The sequence below is a fragment of the Variovorax sp. PAMC 28711 genome (genome assembly GCF_001577265.1).
Taxonomy (GTDB): domain Bacteria; phylum Pseudomonadota; class Gammaproteobacteria; order Burkholderiales; family Burkholderiaceae_C; genus Variovorax.
On record NZ_CP014517.1, the window covers coordinates 2,895,844 to 2,916,611 of the forward strand.

Below are 20,768 nucleotides of genomic sequence, written 5' to 3' on the forward strand. Positions count from 1 at the left end.
TATGTTGACCTTTCAAAAGACCGCTGCGCACGCAGCCTTCCTCGGCATTGCCGCCCTTTTCGGCCTGAACGCGCAGGCCGCCATTCCGATCCAGCACTGGACGCTGGCCAACGGCGCGAAGGTGTACTTCGCGCCCGTCAACGCGCTGCCGATCGTGGATGTGCAACTCGATTTCGACGCCGGCAGCCGGCGCGATCCGGCGCCGCAGGCGGGGTTGGCGAGCGTCACCGCGGGCATGGTCGAGAAAGGCGTGCGCGCCGTGGGCAGCGATCCGGCGCTCGACCAGAATGCGCTGGGCGAGGCGTGGGCCGATCTGGGTGCCGAGTTCGGCGTGGATGCGAGCGGCGAGCGCACCAGCTTTTCGCTGCGCACCTTGTCCGATGCGAAGGTGCTCGACAAGGCCGTGGCGCTGGCCGCGCGCGAGATCGGCGAGCCCGCGTTTCCGGACGATGTGTGGCAGCGCGACCGCGAGCGCATCAACGCCGCGATCAAGGAGGCGAACACGAAGCCCGGCACGCTCGTCGGCCGCAACTTCGCAGCAGCGGTCTACGGTACGCACCCGTACGGCCAGGAGACGACCGAAGCGACGCTCGCACGCATCGACGTCGCCGCGATGCGCCAGCGCTACGAAGCGCTCATCGTGCCGTGCCGCGCGAAGCTCACCATCGTCGGCGCCGTCACACGCCCGCAGGCCGACGCCATCGCGACGACCCTGCTGGCCCGCTTGCCGCAGAGCAGCCCCGGGAGCAGCGCCTGCGCGGCGTTGCCGGCGGTGCCGCCGGTGGCTTCGTTGGGTGCGCCGAAAGAGCTGCGCCTTCCGTTCGATTCGGCTCAGGCGCAGGTGCTGATCGGGCAACCCGGCTATCTGCGCAGCGACCCCGAGCACTTCGCGCTGACGCTCGGCAACTACATCCTCGGCGGCGGCGGTTTCGTCTCTCGCCTGACCGATCAGGTGCGGGAGAAGCGCGGGTTGACGTACAGCATCTACAGCGGCTTCTCGCCGGGCATGGAGGCCGGCGCCTTTCGCATCGCGTTCCAGACGCGGCCCGACCAGGCCGATGCGGCGATCAAGGTGTCGCGCGAGGTGCTGGCGAAGTTCGTGGCCGACGGCCCGACCGACGCCGAGCTCAAGGCCGCCAAGGACAACCTGATCGGCGGCTTTCCGCTCTTGCTCGACAGCAACAGGAAGCTGCTCGGCAACATCGCGAACATCGCCTGGAACGACCTGCCTTTCGACTATCTCGACACCTGGCAGCAGCGCATGAATGCGGTCACGGGGGCGCAGATCAAGGCGGCTTTCGCGAGCAAGCTGCAACCCGAGCGCATGGTCACGGTTATCGTCGGCGCCAAGCCATGAAAAAACCTGCCAAGAAAACACCCGCACGTCCCGCCAACCCGACCGGCCGTGCCGACAAGCGCCCGCACGAGGTCCGCATCATCGGCGGGCAATGGAAGCGCACGCGCCTCGCCGTCGCCGATCGGCCCGGCCTGCGTCCCACGCCCGACCGGGTGCGCGAAACGCTCTTCAACTGGCTCGCCAGCCTGGCGGGCGTGTCCGGCGGCGAGCTGCCGGGCTGGCAGTGCATCGATGCGTTCTCCGGCACCGGCGCGCTGGGGCTCGAGGCCGCGTCGCGCGGTGCCACGAGCGTGCTGTTGTGCGAGCAGGATCCGGTGCTGGTCGAGCAGCTGCAAAAGCTCAAGACCAAGCTCAGCGCCGATGCGGTGCGTGTGGAGCGCGGCAACGGCGTGACGGCGCTGGAGCGCGCACCGGCCGGCACGCTGCACGCGGTGTTTCTCGATCCGCCGTTCGAGAACGAGGCGCTGTATGTCCCCTCGTTGCGTGCGGCTTCGCGCGCGATCGACGACGCGGGCGCGGTTTATCTCGAAGCGCCGCGCGCCTGGAGCGACGAGGAACTCGCGCCGCTGGGCCTGCATGTGTATCGCCACATGAAGGCCGGCGCGGTCCACGCGCACCTGCTGCGGAAGGGCCCGGCGCCCGCTGCATAATCCGCCGGCAAGGCCGCCCCGGCTGCACAAGGAGACAAGCAACCATGTCCAGCAACGTGATCGCGGTTTATCCCGGCACATTCGATCCCATCACGCTCGGCCACGAAGACGTGGTGCGGCGTGCGACCCAGTTGTTTTCCAAGGTGATCGTCGCCGTCGCGGCGGGCCACCACAAGAAGGCGCTGTTCTCGCTCGAAGAGCGCATGGAGATGGCGCGCGAAGCCGCCGCGCCCTACAGCGACCAGGTCACGGTCGAGAGCTTTTCCGGCCTGCTGCGCGATTTCGTCGTGTCGCGGGGCGGCAAGGCGATGGTCCGCGGCCTGCGCGCCGTGACCGACTTCGACTACGAGTTCCAGCTGGCCGGCATGAACCGTTCGCTGATGCCCGACGTCGAAACCGTGTTTCTCACGCCCAGCGACAAATACCAGTTCATCTCGAGCACCTTCGTGCGGGAGATCGCCACGCTCGGCGGCGAAGTCGACAAGTTCGTCTCGCCCAGCGTGCAGGAAAAGCTGATGGCCAAGGTGCGCAGCCTGAATCAGGCTTGAGGACGGTGAGCGCAGAGCCGCCCCGCCTCCACGCGCTCGGCGACGCCGCGCTGCTGTGTGAATTGCCGGCACCCGCCACCTTTGCGCAGCAGCAGAAGATATGGGCCCTGGCCAACGAAGCGCTTCGCTGGCGGGGTGTGCACGAGGTTTTGCCCGGCATGAACAACCTCACGCTGCTGTTCGACCCCGCGCAGGCCGAAGCCACCGAACTCGAGATGCAGGTGTTCGCGGCCTGGCCGCAGCTGGCCGGCGCCACCATCGAGGGCCGGCAGATCGAGATTCCGGTTCGCTACGGTGGCGACGACGGCCCTGACCTGATCGACGTCGCGGCGCACACAGGCCTTTCGCCGGCCGAGGTGGTGCGACGCCACGCCGCGGGCGAGTACGTCGTCTATTTCCTCGGGTTTCTGCCCGGCTTCGCCTTCATGGGTGGGCTGCCGCCGGAATTGGCGACCCCGCGTCGCTCGGAGCCACGCGTGGCCGTGCCGGCGCGCTCGGTCGGCATCGGTGGCGAGCAGACCGGCATCTACCCGTTGGCATCGCCTGGCGGCTGGCAGCTCATCGGTCGCACGCCGCTCGAACTGTTCGACCCGAAGAACGAGCCGCCCACCCTGCTGCAACCCGGCGACCGCGTGCGCTTCGTCGCGGAAAGCATCACGACATGACGCTCATCGTCGTTCGGCCCGGCATGTTGTCGTCCGTGCAAGACCTGGGGCGTTACGGGCATCGCCAGCTCGGCATCTGCCCCGGCGGCGCGCTCGACACGCTGGCGCTCACGCTCGGCAATCGCCTCGTGGGCAACGAGGACGGAGCGGCGGGCCTCGAGCTCACGATGGGCAATTGCGAATTTCGCTTCGAGACCGCAACGCGCATCGCGCTCACGGGCGATGACTTCGGCGCCGCGCTCGACGAGATCGCTCTGCGCCCGGGCTGGAGCCAGGGCGTCGCTGCGGGGCAAACACTCAAGCTGGCCGGGGCCAACACGATCGGCACCAAACGGGGTCTTCGCAGCTGGCTGGCCGTGGCCGGTGGCATCGACGTGCCGCCGATGCTCGGCTCGCGCAGCACCGATCTGAAAGCGGGCTTCGGCGGGCTTGACGGCCGCGCCTTGAAGAAGGGCGACAGGTTGTCGCTGGGCGCGTCGCTGCTCGATGGGCAGCAACTGGCGCGGCGCGCGTTCGGCCTGCGCGCGCCGGACTGGTCGATCCGCGATTACCTCGCCGACATCGGCCAAGCGATTCCGTTGCGCGTGATGCCGGGGCCGGAGTTCGAACAATTCACCGTGGCCGCGCGCGAGCAGCTGTGGGAAGCGCTCTGGCGCGTCACGCCGCAGAGCAACCGCATGGGCAGCCGGCTCGAGGGGCCGGAACTCAAGCGCCGCCGCGCCGTCGACATGCTGTCTGCCGGCGTCATTCCCGGCACGATCCAGGTGCCGCCCTCGGGCCAGCCGATCATCCTGATGGGCGACGCGCAGACCACGGGCGGCTACCCGCGGATCGGCGTGGTGATCCGCGCCGACCTCTGGAAGCTGGCGCAGGCGCCGCTCAACGGCCATCTGCAGCTGGTGCAGGTCGATGCCACCACGGCGCTGGCCGCCTGGGCTGCGCAGCAGCTCTATCTGAACCAGGTCACGCAAGGCCTTGCGTCTGCAGGCTGGCCCGTGTCGTCGCAGAATCGGCGCGAAGGAGAGTCCCCCGATGCAGATTGATTTGAATGCAGACCTCGGTGAAGGTGCCGGCAGCGACGAGGCGCTGCTGGCGGTCGTGAGCTCGGCCAACATTGCCTGCGGCTGGCACGCCGGCGATGCGAAGACGATGCAGCAATGCGTGCGTTGGGCCCTGGCCAACGGCGTGGCGATCGGCGCGCACCCGAGCTTTCCGGATCGCGCGAACTTCGGCAGAAGCACGATGCACCTGCCACCTGACGAGATCGTGGCGGGCGTGCTCTATCAGATCGGCGCGCTGGCGGCGATCGTCAAGGCCGAAGGCGGCACGCTGGTGCACGTCAAGCCGCACGGGCAGCTCTACAACCAGGCTGTGAAAGAACCCGAACTCGCGGCCGCGATCTGCGAGGCGGTGCGCCGCTTCGACCCGTCGCTCAAGTTCTTCGGGCTGGCCGGCAGCGGGATGATCGACGCGGCGCGCCACGCCGGCCTCACCCCGGTCGAGGAAGTGTTCGCCGACCGCGGCTACCAGCCCGACGGCAGCCTCGTACCGCGGAGCGAACCCGGTGCGCTCATTGAAAACGAAGCGCAGTCCATTGCGCAAACCCTCTCGCTGGTGCGAGACCACCGCGTCACGGCGATCGACGGCAGCACCGTGGCGGTCAATGCACAGACGGTGTGCCTGCACGGTGACGGCGCCCATGCGCTCGCATTCGCGCGTCGCATTCGCGAGCGGCTCCAGCAAGAAGGCATCGTGGTCCACGCATGAAGAAGTCGGCATCGGCATCGCCGCTGCGCGTGCTGCTCACCGGCTTCGAACCGTTCGATGGCGAGCCCGTCAATCCATCGTGGGAAGCGGTGCGTGCGCTCGACGGCTGGCAAACCGGTCAGGCCATCGTGCATGCCAGGCAGATGCCGTGCGTTTTCGGCGCGGCGATCGACACGCTCAGCGCGGCGATCGCCGTGATTCAGCCGCAGCTCGTGCTGTGCGTGGGCCAGGCGGGAGGGCGCAGCGAGATGTCGATCGAGCGCGTGGCGATCAACCTCGACGACGGTCGCATCGCCGACAACGCGGGCTACCAGCCAATCGACCTGCCCGTGGTGCTGGGCGGACCTGCGGCGTATTTCTCGAGTCTGCCGATCAAGGCAATGGTGCGCGATCTGCGCGCGGCGGGCGTCCCCGCGTCCGTGTCCAACACGGCCGGCACCTTCGTATGCAACCACCTCTTCTACGGCCTGATGCACCTGCTCGCAGCCGTCGAAGGCGTGCGCGGCGGCTTCGTCCATATTCCGTATCTGCCGGCGCAGGCGGCGCGTTTTCCCGGCGCACCGAGCATGGCGCTGGCGACGTTGATCGACGCGCTGCGGATCGCTGTGGCAACCGCGTCGACGGTGCACGACGACGTTCGCGAGACCGGCGGCCAGCTGCACTGAAAGCGTGACGAAGTCCCTTGCCGCTTCGCGCGGTGCCCCGTACAAACGCGGCACACAAGAAGCTGACAGGGAGTGTCATCATGAATCTGCGGGACATCGCAGTCACCGTCCGTGCGCTGCCGGACGACAAGTACGGTTGGACGTTGATGGAAAGCACGGGCGAACAAGGCACCTTCGCGGCCTACGCCTTGCTCCGGGAAAGCGAACGCGCATACGACAGCTATTCGAGCGCGATGGCCGCCGGCATCGCCGCGCTGCGCCAGATGTTCGGCGCAGAGGGTCCGCGCCGCGAGGGTTCCTGGGAACCCTGAGCGCCGTCAATCCGGCAGGAACTTTTTCAGCCAGCCGTTCAGCACGGCGTTCACGATCTCCGGCTTTTCCATGGTCAGCATGTGCCCGCAGTCGGGCACCCAGGCCAGCTCGGCCTGCGGCACGCGTGCCGCGATGTCGCGCGAGCACGCTGGCGGCGTCAGCCGATCGGTGTCGCCACACATCACCAGCACGGGGCAACGTAGCGCGGGCAAATGCACGCGCGCATCGGGGCGCTCCATCAGGGCGCGGTTCTGGCGAATGAGCTGCACCGCGCCGGCGCCCAGCACGATGTCGAGGTAGCGCTGCACGAGCGCATCGTCTGCCGCCTGGGCGGGGTGGAAAGCGAAGACGATGTTCGGCTCGATCACGTCGCGCACATCGCCGCGCTCGAAGAGTTCGATGGCGGCGCGGCGCAATTCAAAGGTCTCGGGTTGCTCGGGCTGCGCGTTGGTGCCCAGCAGCGCCAGGCCGGCGATGCGTTCGGGGGCCTGGCGTGCCGCCTCCATGGCGACCATGCCGCCCATCGAAGCGCCGCAAAGGATCAGCGGGCCGGCGTGTTCGCGCAACAGGGCGCTCGCCATCGCAGGGAGGGTGCCGCAGTGCATGTGCGTGAGGCTGACCCGCGTGTCGAACGCTGGGGGTAGCGCAGGAAGTTGGGCGGCCCACAGGCGTTCGTCGCAGGCGAGACCGGGGATCAGAACAAGGCGGGGTGTGCTGGACATGCCGCGATTTTGCCGCTGCAAGGACAATAGGCGACACCATGCCGCCACCACACGATTCCTCCGCCACCGAACTCATCCTTATTCGCCACGGCGAGACCGACTGGAACCGCGAACTGCGCTTCCAGGGTCATATCGACGTGCCGCTCAACGACATGGGCCACGAGCAGGCGCGCCGCCTCGGTCTCCGGCTGGCGGGCGAGACGGTGCAGCGGCTGATCAGCAGCGACCTCCTGCGCGCGCAGCAAACCGCGGCGCCCGCCGCCCAGCAGCTGAAGCTCGACGTCGTGACCACCGTCACCTTGCGCGAGCAGCATTTCGGCGTCGTCGAAGGCCTGCGCGCCGACGAAATCCAGCTGCAGCATCCGCGCGCCTGGGAAGAGTGGCTGCAGTTTCGCGAAGACCACGCGATGCCCGAGGGCGAATCGCCGCGCGATTTCCACGCGCGCATCGTGGCGGCGATGGGCACCATTGCCACGGCGCACGCGGGCGGGCGCGTGCTGGTCGTCACGCACGGCGGCGTGCTCGACATGGTGTGGCGGACTGCGCAGGGCTTGAGCCTGAGCGGTCCGCGGCAGAGCGAGATCCCGAACGCGGGCTTCAACCGCATCCGCATCGCCGATGCCGCAACGCCGTCGCGCATCGACATCATCGACTGGGCCGACACGCGCCATCTCGACGATCTCCCCGCCCAGCCGACCTACGACCAGACGCGGCACCTGAAAAAGGACTGAAGCTCAGCAAGCCTCAGCGAATTTTTCGGCTGCGCCGCCGGACGGGCGCCGGGGCGAGCTCGGACGGTTCCAGGAAGTACAACGGGTTGTTGGCGAGTCGCTCCACCGTGAGGTCGATGAACGCGCGCACGCGTGCCGGTTGCGCGACGCGGCTGCCGTAGTAGACGTACAGCCCGAGGTGGTCGGCCATGTGCTCGGTGAGCAGCGGCACCAGCTTGCCCGCGCGCACCAGCGGCGCCGCAGTCACGCCGACCAGCTGCCCGATCGCTTCGCCCGCGACCACGGCCTGCGCTTCCAGGTCGATGTCGTTGGTGCAGAAGAACGCGTGGATCGGACGAGAGACCGTTTCTTCGCCGACGCGGAATTCCCACGGCATCACCTTGCCCGTGTTCGGATGGCGAAAGCCGCTGCACCGGTGGCGGGCGAGGTCGTCGATGCTGGCGGGTGCGCCATGCCGCGCGAGGTAGGCGGGCGCGGCGCAGACGATGAGCTGGAGCGGCAGCAGGCGCCGCGCGATCACGCCTTCCTCGGGCGGTGGCCCGGCGCGGAATCCGATGTCGACGCGGTCCTCGACCCAGTTGCCGATGCGGTCGTCCAGCTGCACGTCGGGCTCCACCGCCGGATGCTGCCGGCAGAACGCCTCCAATACCGGCCACAGCATCGAGAGCATGGTCGAGCGCGGCGCGACGATGCGCAAGGGCCCTGCGATGTCCTCGCGCCCGCGGCGCGCACCGTGCAGCGCACGGTGCAGCGCCGCGAGGCCCGGCTGCGCAGCGTGCAGGAACTGGCTGCCTTCTTCGGTCAGGCTCAGGCGGCGCGTGGTGCGGTGAAAAAGCCGCACGCCCAGGTGCGCCTCGAGCTGCGTCAGCGCTTGGCTGGCCGCCTGTGGCGTGATCGCCTGTACCGCGGCGGCTTGGCGCAGGCTGCCGAGCTCAGCCGCTTTGACGAAGGTGGAAATCGCGCGGAGTTCATTGAAGGCCATGGTCGAATTATCACGATTTGCTTTCGAATTAATCGATCGACTCTGGGGTATTCGGCGTGCAATGAGAAGCCTACATTGCGTTCACCGCTCACTCGCTTTCAAGGATTTCCACATGGTCACCTCCCCCGAATTCAAGCGCGTCTGGATGATCACCGGCGCCTCGCGCGGTATCGGCGCGCGCATTGCAGAAGCCGCACTGGCCCAGGGCGACGCTGTGGTCGCCACGTCGCGCAGCGCCGCCTCGGTCGAAGAGCGACTGGGGTCCCACGCTGCGGTGCTGGCCCTGGCGCTCGACGTCACCGACGAGGCGCAGGCCGTTGCAGCCGCCCGGGCGGCGCTCGCCCGCTTCGGACGCATCGACGTGCTGGTGAACAACGCGGGCTACGGCCTGCTCGGTGCGGTCGAGGAGGCCACGGGCGACGAAGTGCGCCGGCTCTACGAAACCAACGTGTTCGGCCTGCTCAACGTGACGCGCGCGGTGCTGCCATCGATGCGCGCGCGTCGGCAAGGCCATGTGATAAACATCTCGTCGCTCGGCGGCTACCAGTCGGCACCGGGCTTCGGCGTGTATTGCTCTACCAAGTTCGCCGTCGAGGGCCTCACGGAAGCGCTGCACGGCGAGCTCGCACCGCTGGGGATCCATGCGACGGTGGTCGAGCCCGGCTACTTCCGTACCGATTTCCTGGACAGCAGCTCGCTCGCGGTGTCGCCGCGCGTCCTGGCCGACTACGAAGCCAGCGCCGGGAAGGTGCGGTTCGCCGCGAACGCGATCAGCCACAACCAGCCGGGCGATCCGGAGCGGCTTGCGCAAGCGCTGCTCGCGCTGGTGGCCGCACCGGTGCCGCCGCTCCGTCTGCCCTTGGGCACCGACACGCTTCGGACCCTGCGCGCCAAGCACGCGTTCGTCGACAAGGAGACGGTCGAATGGGAAGCGCTGGCGGCCTCGACCGATTTCCCGACGTGAGTCAGCGGCCGATGGCGCAGGCCTCGACCGCCGCGCGCAAGGCTTCGCGCGCGACCTCGGGCTGTTCCATCGGCAGGAAGTGCGTGGTCTCGGGCACCGTGTCCACGCGGAGGTGCGGCGGCCAGGGCGAAGCGGCGGCGCCTTCGTCCCAACGGCAGGTGGAATCGTGTGCTGCGCGAAGGATGCGCATGTCGGCCAGTGGCCGGGTCAGCGCGTCGACCGGGTTGTGCAGGTAGGAGCTCACGAAGTTCGCCGCCTCCCAGGCGGGCGCGCAACTGAGCGTCATGCCGCCGTCGGGCCGGGCGACGAGGCCATCGACCAGGTAGTCGGCGATCACCGCCTCGGGCCACGTCTTGAAGGCACCGCGACCGCGATAGCTTTCGAGCGCGGCCTCTCGGCTGTCGAACAGTGCGTTGCGCCTCAGCGCCCCGCGCACCAGGGGTGATTCGGCGGCAGAAAAAGGGATCGCTTCGGGTGTCGCCGGTTTCAGCACCGGATCGAACAGCACGATCGACGGCGCGCGTCCGTCGCGCGCCAGGCGCGGTGCGGCCAGGAGGATGGCGGTGCCGCCCATCGAGTGGCCCGAAAGCACGCGTGGTGCGTTACCCAGCGCGTGGACCAGCGCCACGAGGTCGTCGGCATAGCGCAGCCACGAATGGTGCTGCGGATCGGTGGCGAGACGGCTCAGGCCGTGTCCGCGCTGATCGATCGCCATCACATGCAAGCCGTCGCGGGCCAGCGGTGCCAGCAACTGGCGATAGGTCATCGCATTGAAGCCGTTGGCATGGAGAAAGACGATGTCGAGCGGGCGATCGGCCGGACCGAAAGCGACGGTGGCCATGTCGCCGTGGCCGGCGCGGCTTTCGAGATGGACGAGGCGACGCCGCGGCGCGTCGGTGGCGGGAGGGGAAGACATTCGGTCAGTGTCGCATCACGGCATCGAGGCCGAGCCGTGCGTAGACCGCAGCCGTCTGTCGGCGCAGGCGCAACGATTCGGACTGGTTGTTGAGCTGTTGCTGCAGGATCCCTTGCGCGCCCGTCAACGTCGCCTCGGTGCCGGCGCGAACGAGCGAATCCAGGTAGACCTGTTCGAAGAGGTCGCGCTGCGCATGGCTGCCGCCGATCTCGATCAGCCGGGGCAGCGCGACGCCGAGCCTGTCGACGGCCTCGCTGAAGCGACCGTTCGCATGCGCCATGAGGCCATGCGCGGCGGGTACGCAGACGCGCTCCCAGGCCGCGCGTGTCGACGGCGGCGCCACTGGCGCGAAGGCGTCGATCGTTCGAAGCAGTTGAGCGGCTTCGGCGCGGCCCGCGCGCGCGAGGCCGTAGAGGTATTGGAGATCGAGGAAAGGCAGCACATGGTCGTCGGTGCGCGGCGCCAGGTGGTCGGCGACGTCCTGCCAGCGGTCGCCGACATCGATCCCCGCCAGCTCGAGGCGGGCCAGCAGCGACACGGCGCCGATCTGGTCCTGCGAGTAATCCTTGACCACGCCCCAGACACGCTCGTCGTACACCGCGAGCGCTTCGTCGTCGCGCGCCAGGTCGATGAGGAACAGCGCCACGTGCCACCAGTTGTGCGTGACCATGAAGGAGTTGAGGCCGGTCCAGGTGTCGCTCACGCTTTCCATGAAGGCGAGTCCTTCAGCGAGCCGCCCTTCGGTGAGCATGACGTGGCCCAGCGCGTGATGGGCCCAGGGTTCCTTGCGGCACATCGCGATGGCGCGCCGGGCGCTGCGTTCGGCGTCGCGCATCAGATGGCACTGCTCGTAGCCGAAAGCGGCCATGCCGTGCACGTACGGCACGTCGCCCGCCGCAGGCAGCACCGCGAGCGCCAGGCGCAGCATGCCGGGACAGTCGCCGGTGTTGAAGCAGTGGTACTGGCCCAGCTTGAGCGACGCGAGATCGCGCGGGTGTTCTCGCGCCTGTTCCGCGTGCAGTGCAATGGCCTGCGCGATGTCGCCGGCCGCCCAGGCCGCGATGGCGGCGATGAAGCGCCGCTCACGGGGTGTGGCGCGTGCGGCGTTGGCCTTTGCGCGATCGAGGTACGGCGTGGCGTTCGGCACCGCATCGCGCGACTCGGCAAAGAGGTGCAACGCAGCAGCGCAGGCTTGCACCGTCGGGCTCAGGTCCGTGTCGGCGATGGCCAGCACATTCGCCGCGCGCGCCTCGGTGGAGATGAAGCCCATCACGAAGTCGTCGACGAGCGCGGCGCTCGCGGCGTCGTCGACGCTGATCGGATTGCCCAGGCTGTCTGTGTGCATCGGCCCATTTTGCCGTCGACCGAGGCTGGTCACATGGCGACCGGGCCGTGGTTCAGCGCTGCGTAATGGCGGTGGCGAGCGCGAACACCGAGTTCGGGCCCCGCGGCAGCAACGGCTTGGCGCGCTGGATGCTGGGCATGGGTTTCGCTGCGCGCGCATCCTCGACCTTCACGCCGCGAGCGAGTTGTTCGGTGACCAGCGATTGCAAATTGACCGAATCCAGGTAGTCCACCATCTGCTGGCCCAGCGAGGCCCACAGGTCGGGCGTGGTGATCCGGCCGGCGTTCTGGCTCTGCGACGCGTCGTGTTCGCCAACCGGGTCGTCGACCGCAAAGATGATGTCGGCCACGGTGATCCTGGCCGCATTGCGGGCGAGTGAATAGCCGCCGCCGGGTCCGCGCGTCGACTTGACGAGTTCGTGCTGCCGCAACCGGGTGAACAGCTGCTCGAGGTACGACAGCGAAACTTCCTGGCGCACGCTGATGGTGCCGAGATTGACCGGCTTGTCCCTGCTGTGCAGGGCCACATCGATCATCGCGGCGACGGCGAAACGGCCTTTGGTGGTGAGACGCATGACGTTCTTCCTCTGAAGTTAAGCCCCGAATGTAGGGGGCCTCACACTTCAGGAAAAGTCGGTTTTTATGTGTCAACCGTTCGGTTTTTCCCTCGAATTGCGCGGGAAATCCCTATACCGCGCGAGGATTTGAGGGCGCGCTCAGCCCCAACTCAACGCCGAGAGGTCGTTGCAGAAAATCGGCATTTGCGTCCACAGGCCCTTGACGCCTTTCTTGGCGACCGTCGGGAATTGCGGCTGGTACAAAAAGCCGTTGGCGGCATCGGTGGCCAGCAGCTTCTGTGCGTCGCCGAGCAGCTTGTTGCGCTCGGTGGCATTGGCGGTGGTCTTGATCTTGTCGTAGACCGCGTTGAACGGCTTCGAGTCGTAGCCCCAGTAGTAGTCGGGCTTGGCGTAGTTGCCGATGTCGAAAGGTTCGACATGCGACACGATCGACAGGTCGTAGTTGTGCGGCCCGCCGTAAGTGTTGCTCAGCCACTGCGCCCACTCGACGTTCTGCACCTTGACCACGATGCCGATCTTGGCGAGCTCGGCCACGATCACTTCGCCGCCTTGCCGCGCATAAGGCGGCGGCGGCAGCGTCATCGTGAGTTCGAGCGGGGTCTTCACGCCGGCTTCGGCGAGCAGCTTCTTGGCCTTCTCGACGTCGTACGGGTTGATGCCCGTGGTGTCGATGAAGCCGGCCGCGCCCGGCACGTAGTGGCTTCCGATCGGCACGCCGAAGCCGTCTGCCGCGCCTTCGATCACCGACTTGCGGTCGATCGCCGCGAGGATCGCGCGACGCACGCGCACGTCGTCGAGCGGCTTCTTTCGGCTGTTGATGGCGAGGATGGTCTTCGCGCGCGAGCCGCCGAGGATCACCTGGAACTGCGGATTGGCCTTGAACTGCGGCACCACGCGCGTGCCGATGCGCGGGAACGCATCGACGTCGCCGGCCAGCAATGCGGCGGCCTGCGCGGCCGTGTCGGAGATGAAGCGGAACGTGACCTTCTTGATCCTCGCGTCGGCGGGCGCACGGAAGCCGTCCCACTTGCTCACGACCAGCGACGAGCCCTTGGCCCAGCTGTCGAGCTTGTAGGGGCCGGTGCCGACCGGCTTGGTCGCGTTGGTGTCGGCGCTCTTGGGCTCGACCAGCACGGCAGTCGCCTGGCCCAGCACGAAGGGCAGGTCGGGGTCGATTTCCTTGTTGATCACGACCACCGTGTAGTCGTCGATCACCTGCGTGCTCAGGTTGGCGAACACGCGCTTGTCCTTGTTGGTGCTCTTCTCGCTGCCTGCGCGGTCGAAGCTGAACTTCACGGTCTGCGCATTGAACGGTTCGCCGTTCTGGAACTTGACGCCCCGGCGCAGCTTGAAGGTGTACGTCTTCAGGTCGGGCGACACTTCCCAGCTCTCGGCCAGCAGGGGCGAGACCTTGCCGTCGGCACTGATCTTCGTGAGCGTTTCCAGGATGTTGTATTGCACGATCTCGGCGATCGCCGCGGCGGCACTCGCGGTCGGGTCGAGGCCCGGCGGTTCGAGCGTCATGCCGATCACCATGGCGTCCTTGCGGTTCTGCGCGAGCGCGAATTGCGGCAGGCCGGCGGCGAGTGCGGCAGAGGTCAAAACAGTGCGGCGATTCAGCATGGTCATAGGCTCCAGGACAGGTAGAGGGACAACGTTACATCAAGTGGCTGCGGCCAGCCCGGCCCGCCGGGTCGGTGGCTCGGCGCGCGGCACGGCGGCCAGCAACGCCTGCGTGTACGGGTGCTCGGCGTGCGCAAAAAGCCGCTGCGGCGTGCCGCGTTCGACGATCACGCCACGATGCAGCACGCACACCTCGTCGCACAGGTGGTTCACCACCGCGAGGTCGTGGCTGATGAGCAGGTAGCTCACGCCGAACTGCTGCTGCAGGTCGTTCATGAGGTTGAGCACCTGGGCCTGCACCGAGACATCGAGCGCGCTCACCGGCTCGTCGGCCACGATGAGCTTGGGCCGCGTGATCAGCGCCCGCGCGATGGCGATGCGCTGGCGCTGCCCGCCCGAGAACTCGTGCGGGTACTTGTCGAGATCGCTGGCGCGCAGACCCACCGCGGCAAGCGATTCGCCGGCACGTTCGCGCTGTTCGGCACGGGTCGATTCGGCCAGCGCTTCCAACGGTTCGGCGACGATGACCGCGACCGTCTGGCGCGGATCGAGCGAGCCGTAGGGGTCCTGAAACACCATTTGCACATCGCGGCGCGCGGCACGCAATTCGGGGCGCGACAGCGTGTGCAAATCGCGACCCAACAGCTTCACGCTGCCCGACGTCGGCTGGTCGAGCGCCATCACCAGCCGCGCGATGGTCGACTTGCCCGACCCGGATTCACCGACGATGCCCAGGCTCTGCCCCTGCTGCACGTTGAAGCTCACGCCGTTGAGCGCCTTCACCAGCGCGGGCGGCGAGAAGAGCTTTTCGCGCGGCAACGCGTAGTGGCGCACGAGATCGGTGACTTCGAGCAACGGCGCGGTCATGCGACGGCTCCGTTGTTCATCATTTCGTCGAGCCGGAGGCAGCGCACTTGATGGTCGTGGGGCAGGGCGATCGCAGGCGGCCGCGTCGTGCGACAGGCGTCGACCGTCCAGCTGCAACGCCCCGCGAACGGGCAGCCCGGCGGCAGGTCGACGAGCTCGGGCACGCTGCCCTGGATGGTTGCCAGCCGCACGCCGCGCGGTGCACCGAGGGCAGGGCGGGCCGCGAAAAGACCTTGCGTGTACGGGTGAGCACGTTCGGCAAACACGGTGGCCGTCGGGCCGCTCTCGACCACGCTGCCACCGTACATCACCATCATCTTCGAGACGCTCTGGGCAATGACGCCGAGGTCGTGCGAGATCAGGATCAAGGCCATGCCGCGCTCGGCCACCAGGCTCTGGATGAGGTCGAGGATCTGCTTCTGGATCGTCACGTCCAGCGCGGTGGTCGGCTCGTCGGCGATCAGCAGGTCGGGCCCGCAGGCCAGCGCCATCGCGATGCCGATGCGTTGCCGCTGCCCGCCCGAGAACTGGTGCGGATAGGCGTCCAGGCGCGATGCCGCATCCGGAATGCCGACGCGGTCGAGCAGCGCCAGCACCTCCTTGCGCGCAGCGGCACCCGAGAGGCCGCGGTGCAGCCGCAGCGGCTCGCCGACCTGGCGTGCGACGGTTTGCACCGGATTCAGCGCGGTCATCGGCTCCTGGAAGATCATGCCGATGCGGTCGCCGCGAATCGCGCACATCGTGCGCTCGTCGAGCTGGGTGAGGTCGGTGCCGTCGAAGCGGATGCTGCCGCTGACCCTGGCGCTGGCCGGCAACAGCCCCATCAGCGACAGCACCGTGATCGACTTGCCGCAGCCGGACTCGCCGACGATGCCCATCGTTTCGCCGCGTTCAAGCGAAAAACCGATGCCGCGCACCGCTTCAGCCGGGCCGCGCTGCGTCTGCAACTGCACGTGCAGGTCGTTGACTTCGAGAAGTGCCATCAGCGTGCCCTCGCCAGCCGCGGGTCGAGCAGATCGCGCAGCCCGTCACCCAGCAGATTGAGACCCAGAACTGCGAGGGCGATCGCCATGCCCGGCCACACGGCCAGCAGCGGCGACTGGAACATCAGCGTTTGGGCCTCGCTCAGCATGCGGCCCCACGACGGCTGGGGTGGTTGGGTGCCGAGGCCGAGATACGACAGCGCGGCTTCCGCCAGGATCGCGATGGCGAAACGGATCGTGATCTGCACGATCAGCACCGCCGAAATGTTGGGCAACACGTGCTGCATCGTGATGGCGAAGCCGCCCTTGCCGCAGGCGCGCGCCGCCGCCACGTATTCCCGCGACCAGATCGCGTTGGCGGAGGCGCGCGTGATGCGCGCGAAGGTCGGGATGTTGTAGATGCCGATCGCGACGATCGCGTTGACGATGCCGGCACCGAACACCGCCGTCATCATGATGGCCGAAAGAATCGCCGGAAACGCGAGCGAGAAGTCGGCGAACCGCATGATGACTTCTTCGACCCATCCCCGCCTTGCAGCCGCGAGCAGGCCGAGCGCGGTGCCAACCGTCAGGCCGATGCCGACGGCGATGACGCCCACGAGGATGGAGGCGCGTGCGCCGACCAACAGCAGTGACACGACGTCGCGACCGTAGGCATCGGTGCCGAGCCAGTGTGCGCCCGATGGCGGCTTCAGCTTGTTGGGCAGGTCCATGCCGTACGGCGACCAGGGCGTCCACACGACAGAGACCAGCGCCGCCAGCACCAGCATGAGCGTGAGCGCGGCCCCGATCATGAAGCTGCGATGGTGCAGGGCGCGGCGCCAGAAGCCCGGCACGGTGAGCGCGGCAGTGCTGGAAATGGCAACGGCGTTCATATGTCACTCGCCTTGATGCGCGGATCGATCACCGCATAGAGCACGTCGACGATGAAGTTCACGATCACCACCATGGCGGCCAGCAGCATCACGCAGTTGCGCACCACGACCAGATCGCGGTTGCTGATGGCCTGAAAAATCAGTCGGCCGAGACCGGGCAGATAGAAGACGTTCTCCACCACGATGGTGCCGGCCAGGAGCTCGGAGAACTGCATGCCCATGACGGTGACGACGGGGATCATCGCGTTGCGCAACACATGGGTCCAGAGCACCGCGCGCTGGCTCACGCCCTTGGCGCGCGCGGTGCGCACGAAATCTTCGCGCATCACCTCGAGCACCGCCGAGCGGGTGATGCGCGCGAGGATGGCGGCTTGCACCACCGCGAGCGACAGCGCCGGCAGCAGCAGCGACTTGAGCCCCTGGAAGATGCCTTCGTCCCAGCCGTCGAAGCCGCCCGCCGAGAACCATTTCAGCTGCACGGAAAAAACCAGGATCAGCAGGATCGCAAACCAGAAGTTCGGGATCGCGACGCCGAGCTGCGTGAGCCCCATGAGGCCGACGTCGCCCAGCTTGTTGTGACGGGCCGCGGCGGTGACGCCGACCAGCAAGGCGAGCACGGTGGTGAGCACCATCGCCATCAGTGCGAGCGGCACGGTGAGCGCAAGCCGTTCGAGGATGAGATCGAGCACCGGCGAGCTGTAGGCGTAGCTGTCGCCCAGGTCGCCGGTCAGCATGCCGGCGATCCAGTGCCAGTAACGTGTCCAGGCAGGTTGGTCGAGGCCGAGCTTGGTGGCCAGCGCCGCCACGGCGGACGGATCGGCATCGGGTCCCATGAGCAATTGCGCCGCGTTGCCGGGCAGGATCTCGAGCACGAGAAACACGATGACGGAGGCGCCGATCAATGTGCCGATCAACGTGGCGAGGCGCTTGAATAGAAACAGACTCATGGGGCGGGGCGCAGCATAACCCGACTGCCGCAACAAGCATGCCCGCCGCGGATAATCGGGGCATGGCGCTCATGATCACCGACGAATGCATCAACTGCGACGTGTGCGAACCCGAGTGCCCGAACGACGCGATCACCATGGGTGAATCGATCTACGAAATCGATCCGCACAAGTGCACCGAGTGCGTGGGGCATTTCGACGAGCCGCAGTGCGTGCAGGTGTGCCCGGTCGCCTGCATCCCGACGAATCCCGCACATGTCGAAGCGCGCGAAACACTGTGGATGAAGTTCGAGCGACTTACCGCCGCCAAGGACGCCTCAGCCGCCTGACGGGGCCGCAGCGCTCTTGAACGCCTTGGTCGATTTGCGGGGCTCGCGCCCCATCTTGCGGATGCGTGCCTGCTGAAGTTTTTCGGCGGACGCGAGTTTTCGTTCGGCGAGTTCGGCGCGTCGCGCTTCGGCGGCCGCCTTGCGATCGCGCTCGGCCACGTCGCGGTCGAGTTTGACGCGGCTGCGTTCGAGTTCATCGGCGCGTTTTTCGTTGCGGCGCGTAGCCGACTCCGCCGCGCGGCGATCGGCATCGCTGCGCGAATCGTCCACGTTGAGCGTCTTGCCACCTTGGCACGGCTGGTCGGTGTAGGTATTCCCGCAACGCCAGGTCCGTGCCGAACTTTGTGCTGCGGCAGGCGCAAGACAAATGCCGATGGCCATCAAAAAGACGGCGGTGACGGCCTGGGCTGTTTTTGTTTTCATGGTCCTCTCCCTCTTCTTCGAAGTGACTGTCGTCAGGTGGCAGCGGGTGTCCCGTCGTCGCCCGGCTCGCGGCGCGGCGGTTTGGGCCGCGGCGGCTTGCTCGTGTGGATCAGCAGCGTGGCTTTCTCCATCTCGCCGGCCAGCAAGGCCGGTACCGCATGCAGCGTGCGTGCGACCGCGTCGTCGATCGCCTCGCGTTGCTCCTTCAGCGGTTTCTTCAACACCCAGTTCACCACCTCGGACTTCACGCCGGGGTGGCCGATGCCCAGGCGCAGCCGCCAGTAGTCGCCGGTGCCCAGCTGCGCGTGAATGTCGCGCAGACCGTTGTGCCCTGCGTGGCTGCCACCGAATTTGAGCTTGGCCTGGCCCGGCACGACATCCAGCTCGTCGTGGACCACGAGGATCTCTTCCGGTGCGATCTTGAAGAAACGCGCCAGCGCCGCGACCGATTTGCCCGACAGGTTCATGAAGGTCTGCGGCTCGAGCAGCCACACGGGTTGGCCATGCACCGTCGCGCGCGCGGCGAAGCCGTGATAGCTGCGCTCGGGTGCGAAGTTCACCTTGAGGTCGCGCGCCAGCGCGTCGACCCACCAGAAGCCCGCGTTGTGGCGCGTGGCTTCGTATTCCGACCCGGGATTGCCCAGGCCGACAAACAACTTGATCATGGCGTGAATTATCCGATGACCGAAAAGCAAACGGCCCGCACGAGGCGGGCCGTTTGTCTGCAAGCAGGAAGAAGCGATTTACTTCTTGCCGGCCGGTGTCTTCGCAGCAGGAGTCTTGGCTGCCGGCGTCTTGGCCGCCGGCTTGCCGCCCTTGCCGGCCGGTGCGGCGGCTGCATCGGCCGCCACTGCGCCTTCAACCGGCTCGTCGACTTCTTCAGCGGCCGGTGGCACGGCCGAAGCCAGCACCGGGTTGTTCTTGCCGTGGCTGACCCATTTCACGCCGCGTGGCAGCTTGATGTCCTTCAACGTGACGGTGCCGTTCTTCTTCAGACCCGACAGGTCGACTTCGATGAACTCCGGCAGTTCGGCCGGCAGGCAGTTCACTTCCAGTTCGGTCAGAACATGGTTGATCAGGTTGTGTTCGACCTTGACGGCGTCGGACTCTTCTTCACCCTTGAAGTGAAGCGGCACGCGCATCGTCATGCGGGTCTTGGCATCGACGCGCTGGAAGTCGATGTGCTGCACCAGTTGCTTGTACGGGTGGTATTGCACGTCGCGCAGCAGAACCTTGCTGACTGCACCGGCGATTTCCATCTCGAGGATCGACGCGTGGAACGCTTCCTTCTTGAGGGCGTGCCACAGGGCGTTGTGATCGAGTTCGATCAGTTGCGGCTGGCCTTCGCCACCGTAGACGATACCGGGCGTCTTGCCCGAAATGCGGAGACGGCGGCTCGCACCCGTGCCCTGCATGGCGCGCTCAAAAGCGACGAATTTCATAACTCACTCCTGTAAGAGCCCACCGCGACCAGTGCGACTCCGTTTCGATATGGGCTCACCCGGAGGGAACCCGCTTTTTGCTCAGATCAGAACAGGTTGTCCTGGTCCGAGAACAAACTCATCACCGACTCGCCCTTGGCAATGCGCTGGATCGTTTCGGCGATCAGCGGTGCCACGGAGAGCTGGCGAATCTTTCCGCAGGCCAGGGCCTCGTCGGAAAGTGGAATGGTGTTCGTCACGACGACTTCGTCGAGGGCCGATTGCGTGATGCGCTCGATCGCCGGGCCTGAAAAAATCGGGTGCGTGCAATACGCGTAGACGCTTTTGGCGCCGCGTTCCTTGAGCACTTCGGCCGCCTTCACCAACGTGCCGGCCGTGTCGATCATGTCGTCCATGATCACGCAGTTGCGGCCGTCGATTTCGCCGATCACGTTCATGACCTCGCTCACGTTCGCCTTCGGGCGACGCTTGTCGATGATGGCCAGATCGGTATTCAGTTGCTTGGCCAGTGCACGTGCACGCACCACGCCACCGACGTCGGGCGACACCACGATCAGGTCTTCGTAGTTCTTGGCGCGCAGGTCGCCCAGCAGCACGGGCGACGCGTAGATGTTGTCGACCGGAATGTCGAAAAAACCCTGGATCTGGTCGGCGTGGAGATCCATCGTGAGCACGCGTTCGACACCGACGGTTTCCAGCAGGTTGGCCACCACCTTGGCCGAGATTGGCACCCGGCTCGAGCGCGGGCGCCGATCCTGGCGGGCGTATCCGAAGTACGGAATCACGGCGCTGATCCTGTCTGCCGAGGCGCGTTTGAGCGCGTCGACCATGATCAGCAATTCCATCAGGTTTTCGTTGGTCGGTGCACAGGTCGACTGCACCACGAAGACATCACGTGCCCGGACGTTCTGGTTGATCTCGACGGTGACTTCGCCGTCCGAGAAACGGCCGACGCGGGCCGCACCGAGCGTGGTGCCGAGATGCTGCGCAATTTCAGCGGCGAGGCCTGGATTGGCATTGCCGGTGAAAACCATGAAATCAGGGTGGTGAGCCTGCATGTGCGTCTCGGCCGAATGCA

The 20,768-nt window shown here is 67.0% G+C and carries 25 protein-coding genes; 11 read left to right on the plus strand and 14 right to left on the minus strand.

Features of this window, described 5'->3' with window-relative positions; genetic code table 11:
- The first annotated feature begins 1 nt into the window (after position 1).
- From AX767_RS14060 to AX767_RS14095, 8 genes are all read left to right on the plus strand, one after another.
- On the plus strand, positions 2-1,357 hold the full coding sequence (locus tag AX767_RS14060; protein ID WP_068631911.1) for a M16 family metallopeptidase: 1,356 nt from the start codon (positions 2-4) through the stop codon (positions 1,355-1,357).
- The gene (locus AX767_RS14065; RefSeq protein WP_068631912.1) at positions 1,354-2,007 is read left to right on the plus strand and encodes an RsmD family RNA methyltransferase; all 654 of its coding nucleotides are present in this window, start codon (positions 1,354-1,356) and stop codon (positions 2,005-2,007) included. Before AX767_RS14060 ends, AX767_RS14065 begins: the two co-directional genes overlap by 4 nt.
- Before the next feature lie 44 nt (positions 2,008-2,051).
- Positions 2,052-2,555: a pantetheine-phosphate adenylyltransferase gene (gene coaD / locus AX767_RS14070; RefSeq protein ID WP_068631913.1), complete on the plus strand. Its 504-nt coding sequence runs from the start codon at positions 2,052-2,054 to the stop codon at positions 2,553-2,555.
- Between the two features lie 5 nt (positions 2,556-2,560).
- Positions 2,561-3,220, plus strand: a complete 660-nt coding sequence (gene pxpB / locus AX767_RS14075; RefSeq protein ID WP_068631914.1) for a 5-oxoprolinase subunit PxpB — start codon at positions 2,561-2,563, stop codon at positions 3,218-3,220.
- Positions 3,217-4,263, plus strand: a complete 1,047-nt coding sequence (locus AX767_RS14080) for a biotin-dependent carboxyltransferase family protein (RefSeq protein ID WP_068631915.1) — start codon at positions 3,217-3,219, stop codon at positions 4,261-4,263. The genes pxpB and AX767_RS14080 overlap by 4 nt, the downstream gene beginning before the upstream one ends.
- Complete coding sequence (pxpA, locus tag AX767_RS14085; RefSeq protein WP_068631916.1) at positions 4,253-4,987, plus strand: 5-oxoprolinase subunit PxpA; 735 nt, start codon at positions 4,253-4,255, stop codon at positions 4,985-4,987. The genes AX767_RS14080 and pxpA overlap by 11 nt, the downstream gene beginning before the upstream one ends.
- Complete coding sequence (gene pcp / locus AX767_RS14090) at positions 4,984-5,652, plus strand: pyroglutamyl-peptidase I (RefSeq protein ID WP_068631917.1); 669 nt, start codon at positions 4,984-4,986, stop codon at positions 5,650-5,652. The genes pxpA and pcp overlap by 4 nt, the downstream gene beginning before the upstream one ends.
- An 80-nt stretch (positions 5,653-5,732) precedes the next feature.
- A complete protein-coding gene (locus tag AX767_RS14095; RefSeq protein WP_068631918.1) occupies positions 5,733-5,963 on the plus strand; it encodes a hypothetical protein in 231 nt (76 codons plus the stop codon).
- 6 nt (positions 5,964-5,969) lie between these two features.
- Here AX767_RS14095 and AX767_RS14100 read toward each other — a convergent pair whose 3' ends face one another.
- Positions 5,970-6,686 carry an alpha/beta fold hydrolase gene (locus tag AX767_RS14100; RefSeq protein ID WP_068631919.1) on the minus strand — a complete coding sequence of 239 codons (717 nt, stop codon included), beginning with the start codon at positions 6,684-6,686 and terminating at the stop codon, positions 5,970-5,972.
- Between the two features lie 38 nt (positions 6,687-6,724).
- On the opposite strand from AX767_RS14100, the gene AX767_RS14105 reads away from it, so the two are divergent.
- Positions 6,725-7,417, plus strand: coding sequence for a histidine phosphatase family protein (locus AX767_RS14105; protein WP_068631920.1), 693 nt, complete (start codon positions 6,725-6,727; stop codon positions 7,415-7,417).
- 13 nt (positions 7,418-7,430) lie between these two features.
- On the opposite strand, the gene AX767_RS14110 is transcribed toward AX767_RS14105, so the two are convergent.
- Positions 7,431-8,399: a LysR family transcriptional regulator gene (locus AX767_RS14110; RefSeq protein WP_068631921.1), complete on the minus strand. Its 969-nt coding sequence runs from the start codon at positions 8,397-8,399 to the stop codon at positions 7,431-7,433.
- A 112-nt stretch (positions 8,400-8,511) separates the two neighbouring features.
- On the opposite strand from AX767_RS14110, the gene AX767_RS14115 reads away from it, so the two are divergent.
- Positions 8,512-9,363, plus strand: a complete 852-nt coding sequence (locus AX767_RS14115) for an oxidoreductase (protein ID WP_068631922.1) — start codon at positions 8,512-8,514, stop codon at positions 9,361-9,363.
- Between the two features lies 1 nt (position 9,364).
- Here the strand turns inward: AX767_RS14115 and AX767_RS14120 are convergent, their stop codons facing one another.
- The 8 genes from AX767_RS14120 to AX767_RS14155 all read right to left on the minus strand — a co-directional run bounded on the left by AX767_RS14120 (position 9,365) and on the right by AX767_RS14155 (position 17,496).
- Entirely contained in the window at positions 9,365-10,279 is a 915-nt protein-coding gene (locus tag AX767_RS14120) for an alpha/beta fold hydrolase (protein WP_068631923.1), read from the minus strand.
- A gap of 4 nt (positions 10,280-10,283) precedes the next feature.
- Positions 10,284-11,624 carry a tetratricopeptide repeat protein gene (locus AX767_RS14125; RefSeq protein ID WP_068631924.1) on the minus strand — a complete coding sequence of 447 codons (1,341 nt, stop codon included), beginning with the start codon at positions 11,622-11,624 and terminating at the stop codon, positions 10,284-10,286.
- Positions 11,625-11,676: 52 nt separating this feature from the next.
- Positions 11,677-12,198: an Rrf2 family transcriptional regulator gene (locus tag AX767_RS14130; RefSeq protein ID WP_068631925.1), complete on the minus strand. Its 522-nt coding sequence runs from the start codon at positions 12,196-12,198 to the stop codon at positions 11,677-11,679.
- Positions 12,199-12,339: 141 nt separating this feature from the next.
- Positions 12,340-13,824, minus strand: coding sequence for an ABC transporter substrate-binding protein (locus tag AX767_RS14135; protein ID WP_068633710.1), 1,485 nt, complete (start codon positions 13,822-13,824; stop codon positions 12,340-12,342).
- Between the two features lie 39 nt (positions 13,825-13,863).
- On the minus strand, positions 13,864-14,691 hold the full coding sequence (locus AX767_RS14140; RefSeq protein ID WP_082755022.1) for an ATP-binding cassette domain-containing protein: 828 nt from the start codon (positions 14,689-14,691) through the stop codon (positions 13,864-13,866).
- Positions 14,688-15,674, minus strand: coding sequence for an ABC transporter ATP-binding protein (locus AX767_RS14145; protein WP_068631926.1), 987 nt, complete (start codon positions 15,672-15,674; stop codon positions 14,688-14,690). The genes AX767_RS14140 and AX767_RS14145 overlap by 4 nt, the downstream gene beginning before the upstream one ends.
- Positions 15,674-16,549 carry an ABC transporter permease gene (locus AX767_RS14150; protein ID WP_068631927.1) on the minus strand — a complete coding sequence of 292 codons (876 nt, stop codon included), beginning with the start codon at positions 16,547-16,549 and terminating at the stop codon, positions 15,674-15,676. Before AX767_RS14150 ends, AX767_RS14145 begins: the two co-directional genes overlap by 1 nt.
- Complete coding sequence (locus AX767_RS14155) at positions 16,546-17,496, minus strand: ABC transporter permease (protein WP_068631928.1); 951 nt, start codon at positions 17,494-17,496, stop codon at positions 16,546-16,548. Before AX767_RS14155 ends, AX767_RS14150 begins: the two co-directional genes overlap by 4 nt.
- Before the next feature lie 62 nt (positions 17,497-17,558).
- Here AX767_RS14155 and AX767_RS14160 point away from each other — a divergent pair, with 62 nt between their 5' ends.
- A complete protein-coding gene (locus tag AX767_RS14160) occupies positions 17,559-17,825 on the plus strand; it encodes a YfhL family 4Fe-4S dicluster ferredoxin (protein ID WP_068631929.1) in 267 nt (88 codons plus the stop codon).
- Here AX767_RS14160 and AX767_RS14165 read toward each other — a convergent pair.
- The 4 genes from AX767_RS14165 to AX767_RS14180 all read right to left on the minus strand — a co-directional run bounded on the left by AX767_RS14165 (position 17,814) and on the right by AX767_RS14180 (position 20,748).
- Positions 17,814-18,248 (minus strand): hypothetical protein, encoded by a 435-nt coding sequence (locus tag AX767_RS14165; RefSeq protein WP_068631930.1) that lies wholly within the window; start codon positions 18,246-18,248, stop codon positions 17,814-17,816. The genes AX767_RS14160 and AX767_RS14165 overlap by 12 nt on opposite strands.
- 32 nt (positions 18,249-18,280) lie before the next feature.
- Positions 18,281-18,913 carry an aminoacyl-tRNA hydrolase gene (pth, locus tag AX767_RS14170; protein WP_068631931.1) on the minus strand — a complete coding sequence of 211 codons (633 nt, stop codon included), beginning with the start codon at positions 18,911-18,913 and terminating at the stop codon, positions 18,281-18,283.
- A 78-nt stretch (positions 18,914-18,991) separates the two neighbouring features.
- A complete protein-coding gene (locus AX767_RS14175) occupies positions 18,992-19,690 on the minus strand; it encodes a 50S ribosomal protein L25/general stress protein Ctc (protein ID WP_068631932.1) in 699 nt (232 codons plus the stop codon).
- A gap of 86 nt (positions 19,691-19,776) precedes the next feature.
- Positions 19,777-20,748 carry a ribose-phosphate pyrophosphokinase gene (locus AX767_RS14180; protein ID WP_068633714.1) on the minus strand — a complete coding sequence of 324 codons (972 nt, stop codon included), beginning with the start codon at positions 20,746-20,748 and terminating at the stop codon, positions 19,777-19,779.
- Positions 20,749-20,768 lie beyond the last annotated feature (20 nt).

Bases quoted from the DNA above. Each gene is read 5' to 3' on its own strand.
- AX767_RS14120 (WP_068631923.1), bottom strand. From the start codon at position 10,279: ATGTCTTCCCCTCCCGCCACCGACGCGCCGCGGCGTCGCCTCGTCCAT.
- AX767_RS14105 (WP_068631920.1), top strand. From the start codon at position 6,725: ATGCCGCCACCACACGATTCCTCCGCCACCGAACTCATCCTTATTCGC.
- AX767_RS14155 (WP_068631928.1), bottom strand. From the start codon at position 17,496: ATGAGTCTGTTTCTATTCAAGCGCCTCGCCACGTTGATCGGCACATTG.
- AX767_RS14160 (WP_068631929.1), top strand. From the start codon at position 17,559: ATGGCGCTCATGATCACCGACGAATGCATCAACTGCGACGTGTGCGAA.
- AX767_RS14065 (WP_068631912.1), top strand. From the start codon at position 1,354: ATGAAAAAACCTGCCAAGAAAACACCCGCACGTCCCGCCAACCCGACC.
- AX767_RS14180 (WP_068633714.1), bottom strand. From the start codon at position 20,748: ATGCAGGCTCACCACCCTGATTTCATGGTTTTCACCGGCAATGCCAAT.
- AX767_RS14115 (WP_068631922.1), top strand. From the start codon at position 8,512: ATGGTCACCTCCCCCGAATTCAAGCGCGTCTGGATGATCACCGGCGCC.
- AX767_RS14175 (WP_068631932.1), bottom strand. From the start codon at position 19,690: ATGAAATTCGTCGCTTTTGAGCGCGCCATGCAGGGCACGGGTGCGAGC.
- AX767_RS14135 (WP_068633710.1), bottom strand. From the start codon at position 13,824: ATGCTGAATCGCCGCACTGTTTTGACCTCTGCCGCACTCGCCGCCGGC.
- pxpA (WP_068631916.1), top strand. From the start codon at position 4,253: ATGCAGATTGATTTGAATGCAGACCTCGGTGAAGGTGCCGGCAGCGAC.
- pcp (WP_068631917.1), top strand. From the start codon at position 4,984: ATGAAGAAGTCGGCATCGGCATCGCCGCTGCGCGTGCTGCTCACCGGC.
- AX767_RS14145 (WP_068631926.1), bottom strand. From the start codon at position 15,674: ATGGCACTTCTCGAAGTCAACGACCTGCACGTGCAGTTGCAGACGCAG.
- AX767_RS14110 (WP_068631921.1), bottom strand. From the start codon at position 8,399: ATGGCCTTCAATGAACTCCGCGCGATTTCCACCTTCGTCAAAGCGGCT.
- AX767_RS14140 (WP_082755022.1), bottom strand. From the start codon at position 14,691: ATGACCGCGCCGTTGCTCGAAGTCACCGATCTCGTGCGCCACTACGCG.
- AX767_RS14150 (WP_068631927.1), bottom strand. From the start codon at position 16,549: ATGAACGCCGTTGCCATTTCCAGCACTGCCGCGCTCACCGTGCCGGGC.
- AX767_RS14125 (WP_068631924.1), bottom strand. From the start codon at position 11,624: ATGCACACAGACAGCCTGGGCAATCCGATCAGCGTCGACGACGCCGCG.
- AX767_RS14060 (WP_068631911.1), top strand. From the start codon at position 2: ATGTTGACCTTTCAAAAGACCGCTGCGCACGCAGCCTTCCTCGGCATT.
- AX767_RS14130 (WP_068631925.1), bottom strand. From the start codon at position 12,198: ATGCGTCTCACCACCAAAGGCCGTTTCGCCGTCGCCGCGATGATCGAT.
- coaD (WP_068631913.1), top strand. From the start codon at position 2,052: ATGTCCAGCAACGTGATCGCGGTTTATCCCGGCACATTCGATCCCATC.
- AX767_RS14080 (WP_068631915.1), top strand. From the start codon at position 3,217: ATGACGCTCATCGTCGTTCGGCCCGGCATGTTGTCGTCCGTGCAAGAC.
- AX767_RS14165 (WP_068631930.1), bottom strand. From the start codon at position 18,248: ATGAAAACAAAAACAGCCCAGGCCGTCACCGCCGTCTTTTTGATGGCC.
- AX767_RS14095 (WP_068631918.1), top strand. From the start codon at position 5,733: ATGAATCTGCGGGACATCGCAGTCACCGTCCGTGCGCTGCCGGACGAC.
- pth (WP_068631931.1), bottom strand. From the start codon at position 18,913: ATGATCAAGTTGTTTGTCGGCCTGGGCAATCCCGGGTCGGAATACGAA.
- AX767_RS14100 (WP_068631919.1), bottom strand. From the start codon at position 6,686: ATGTCCAGCACACCCCGCCTTGTTCTGATCCCCGGTCTCGCCTGCGAC.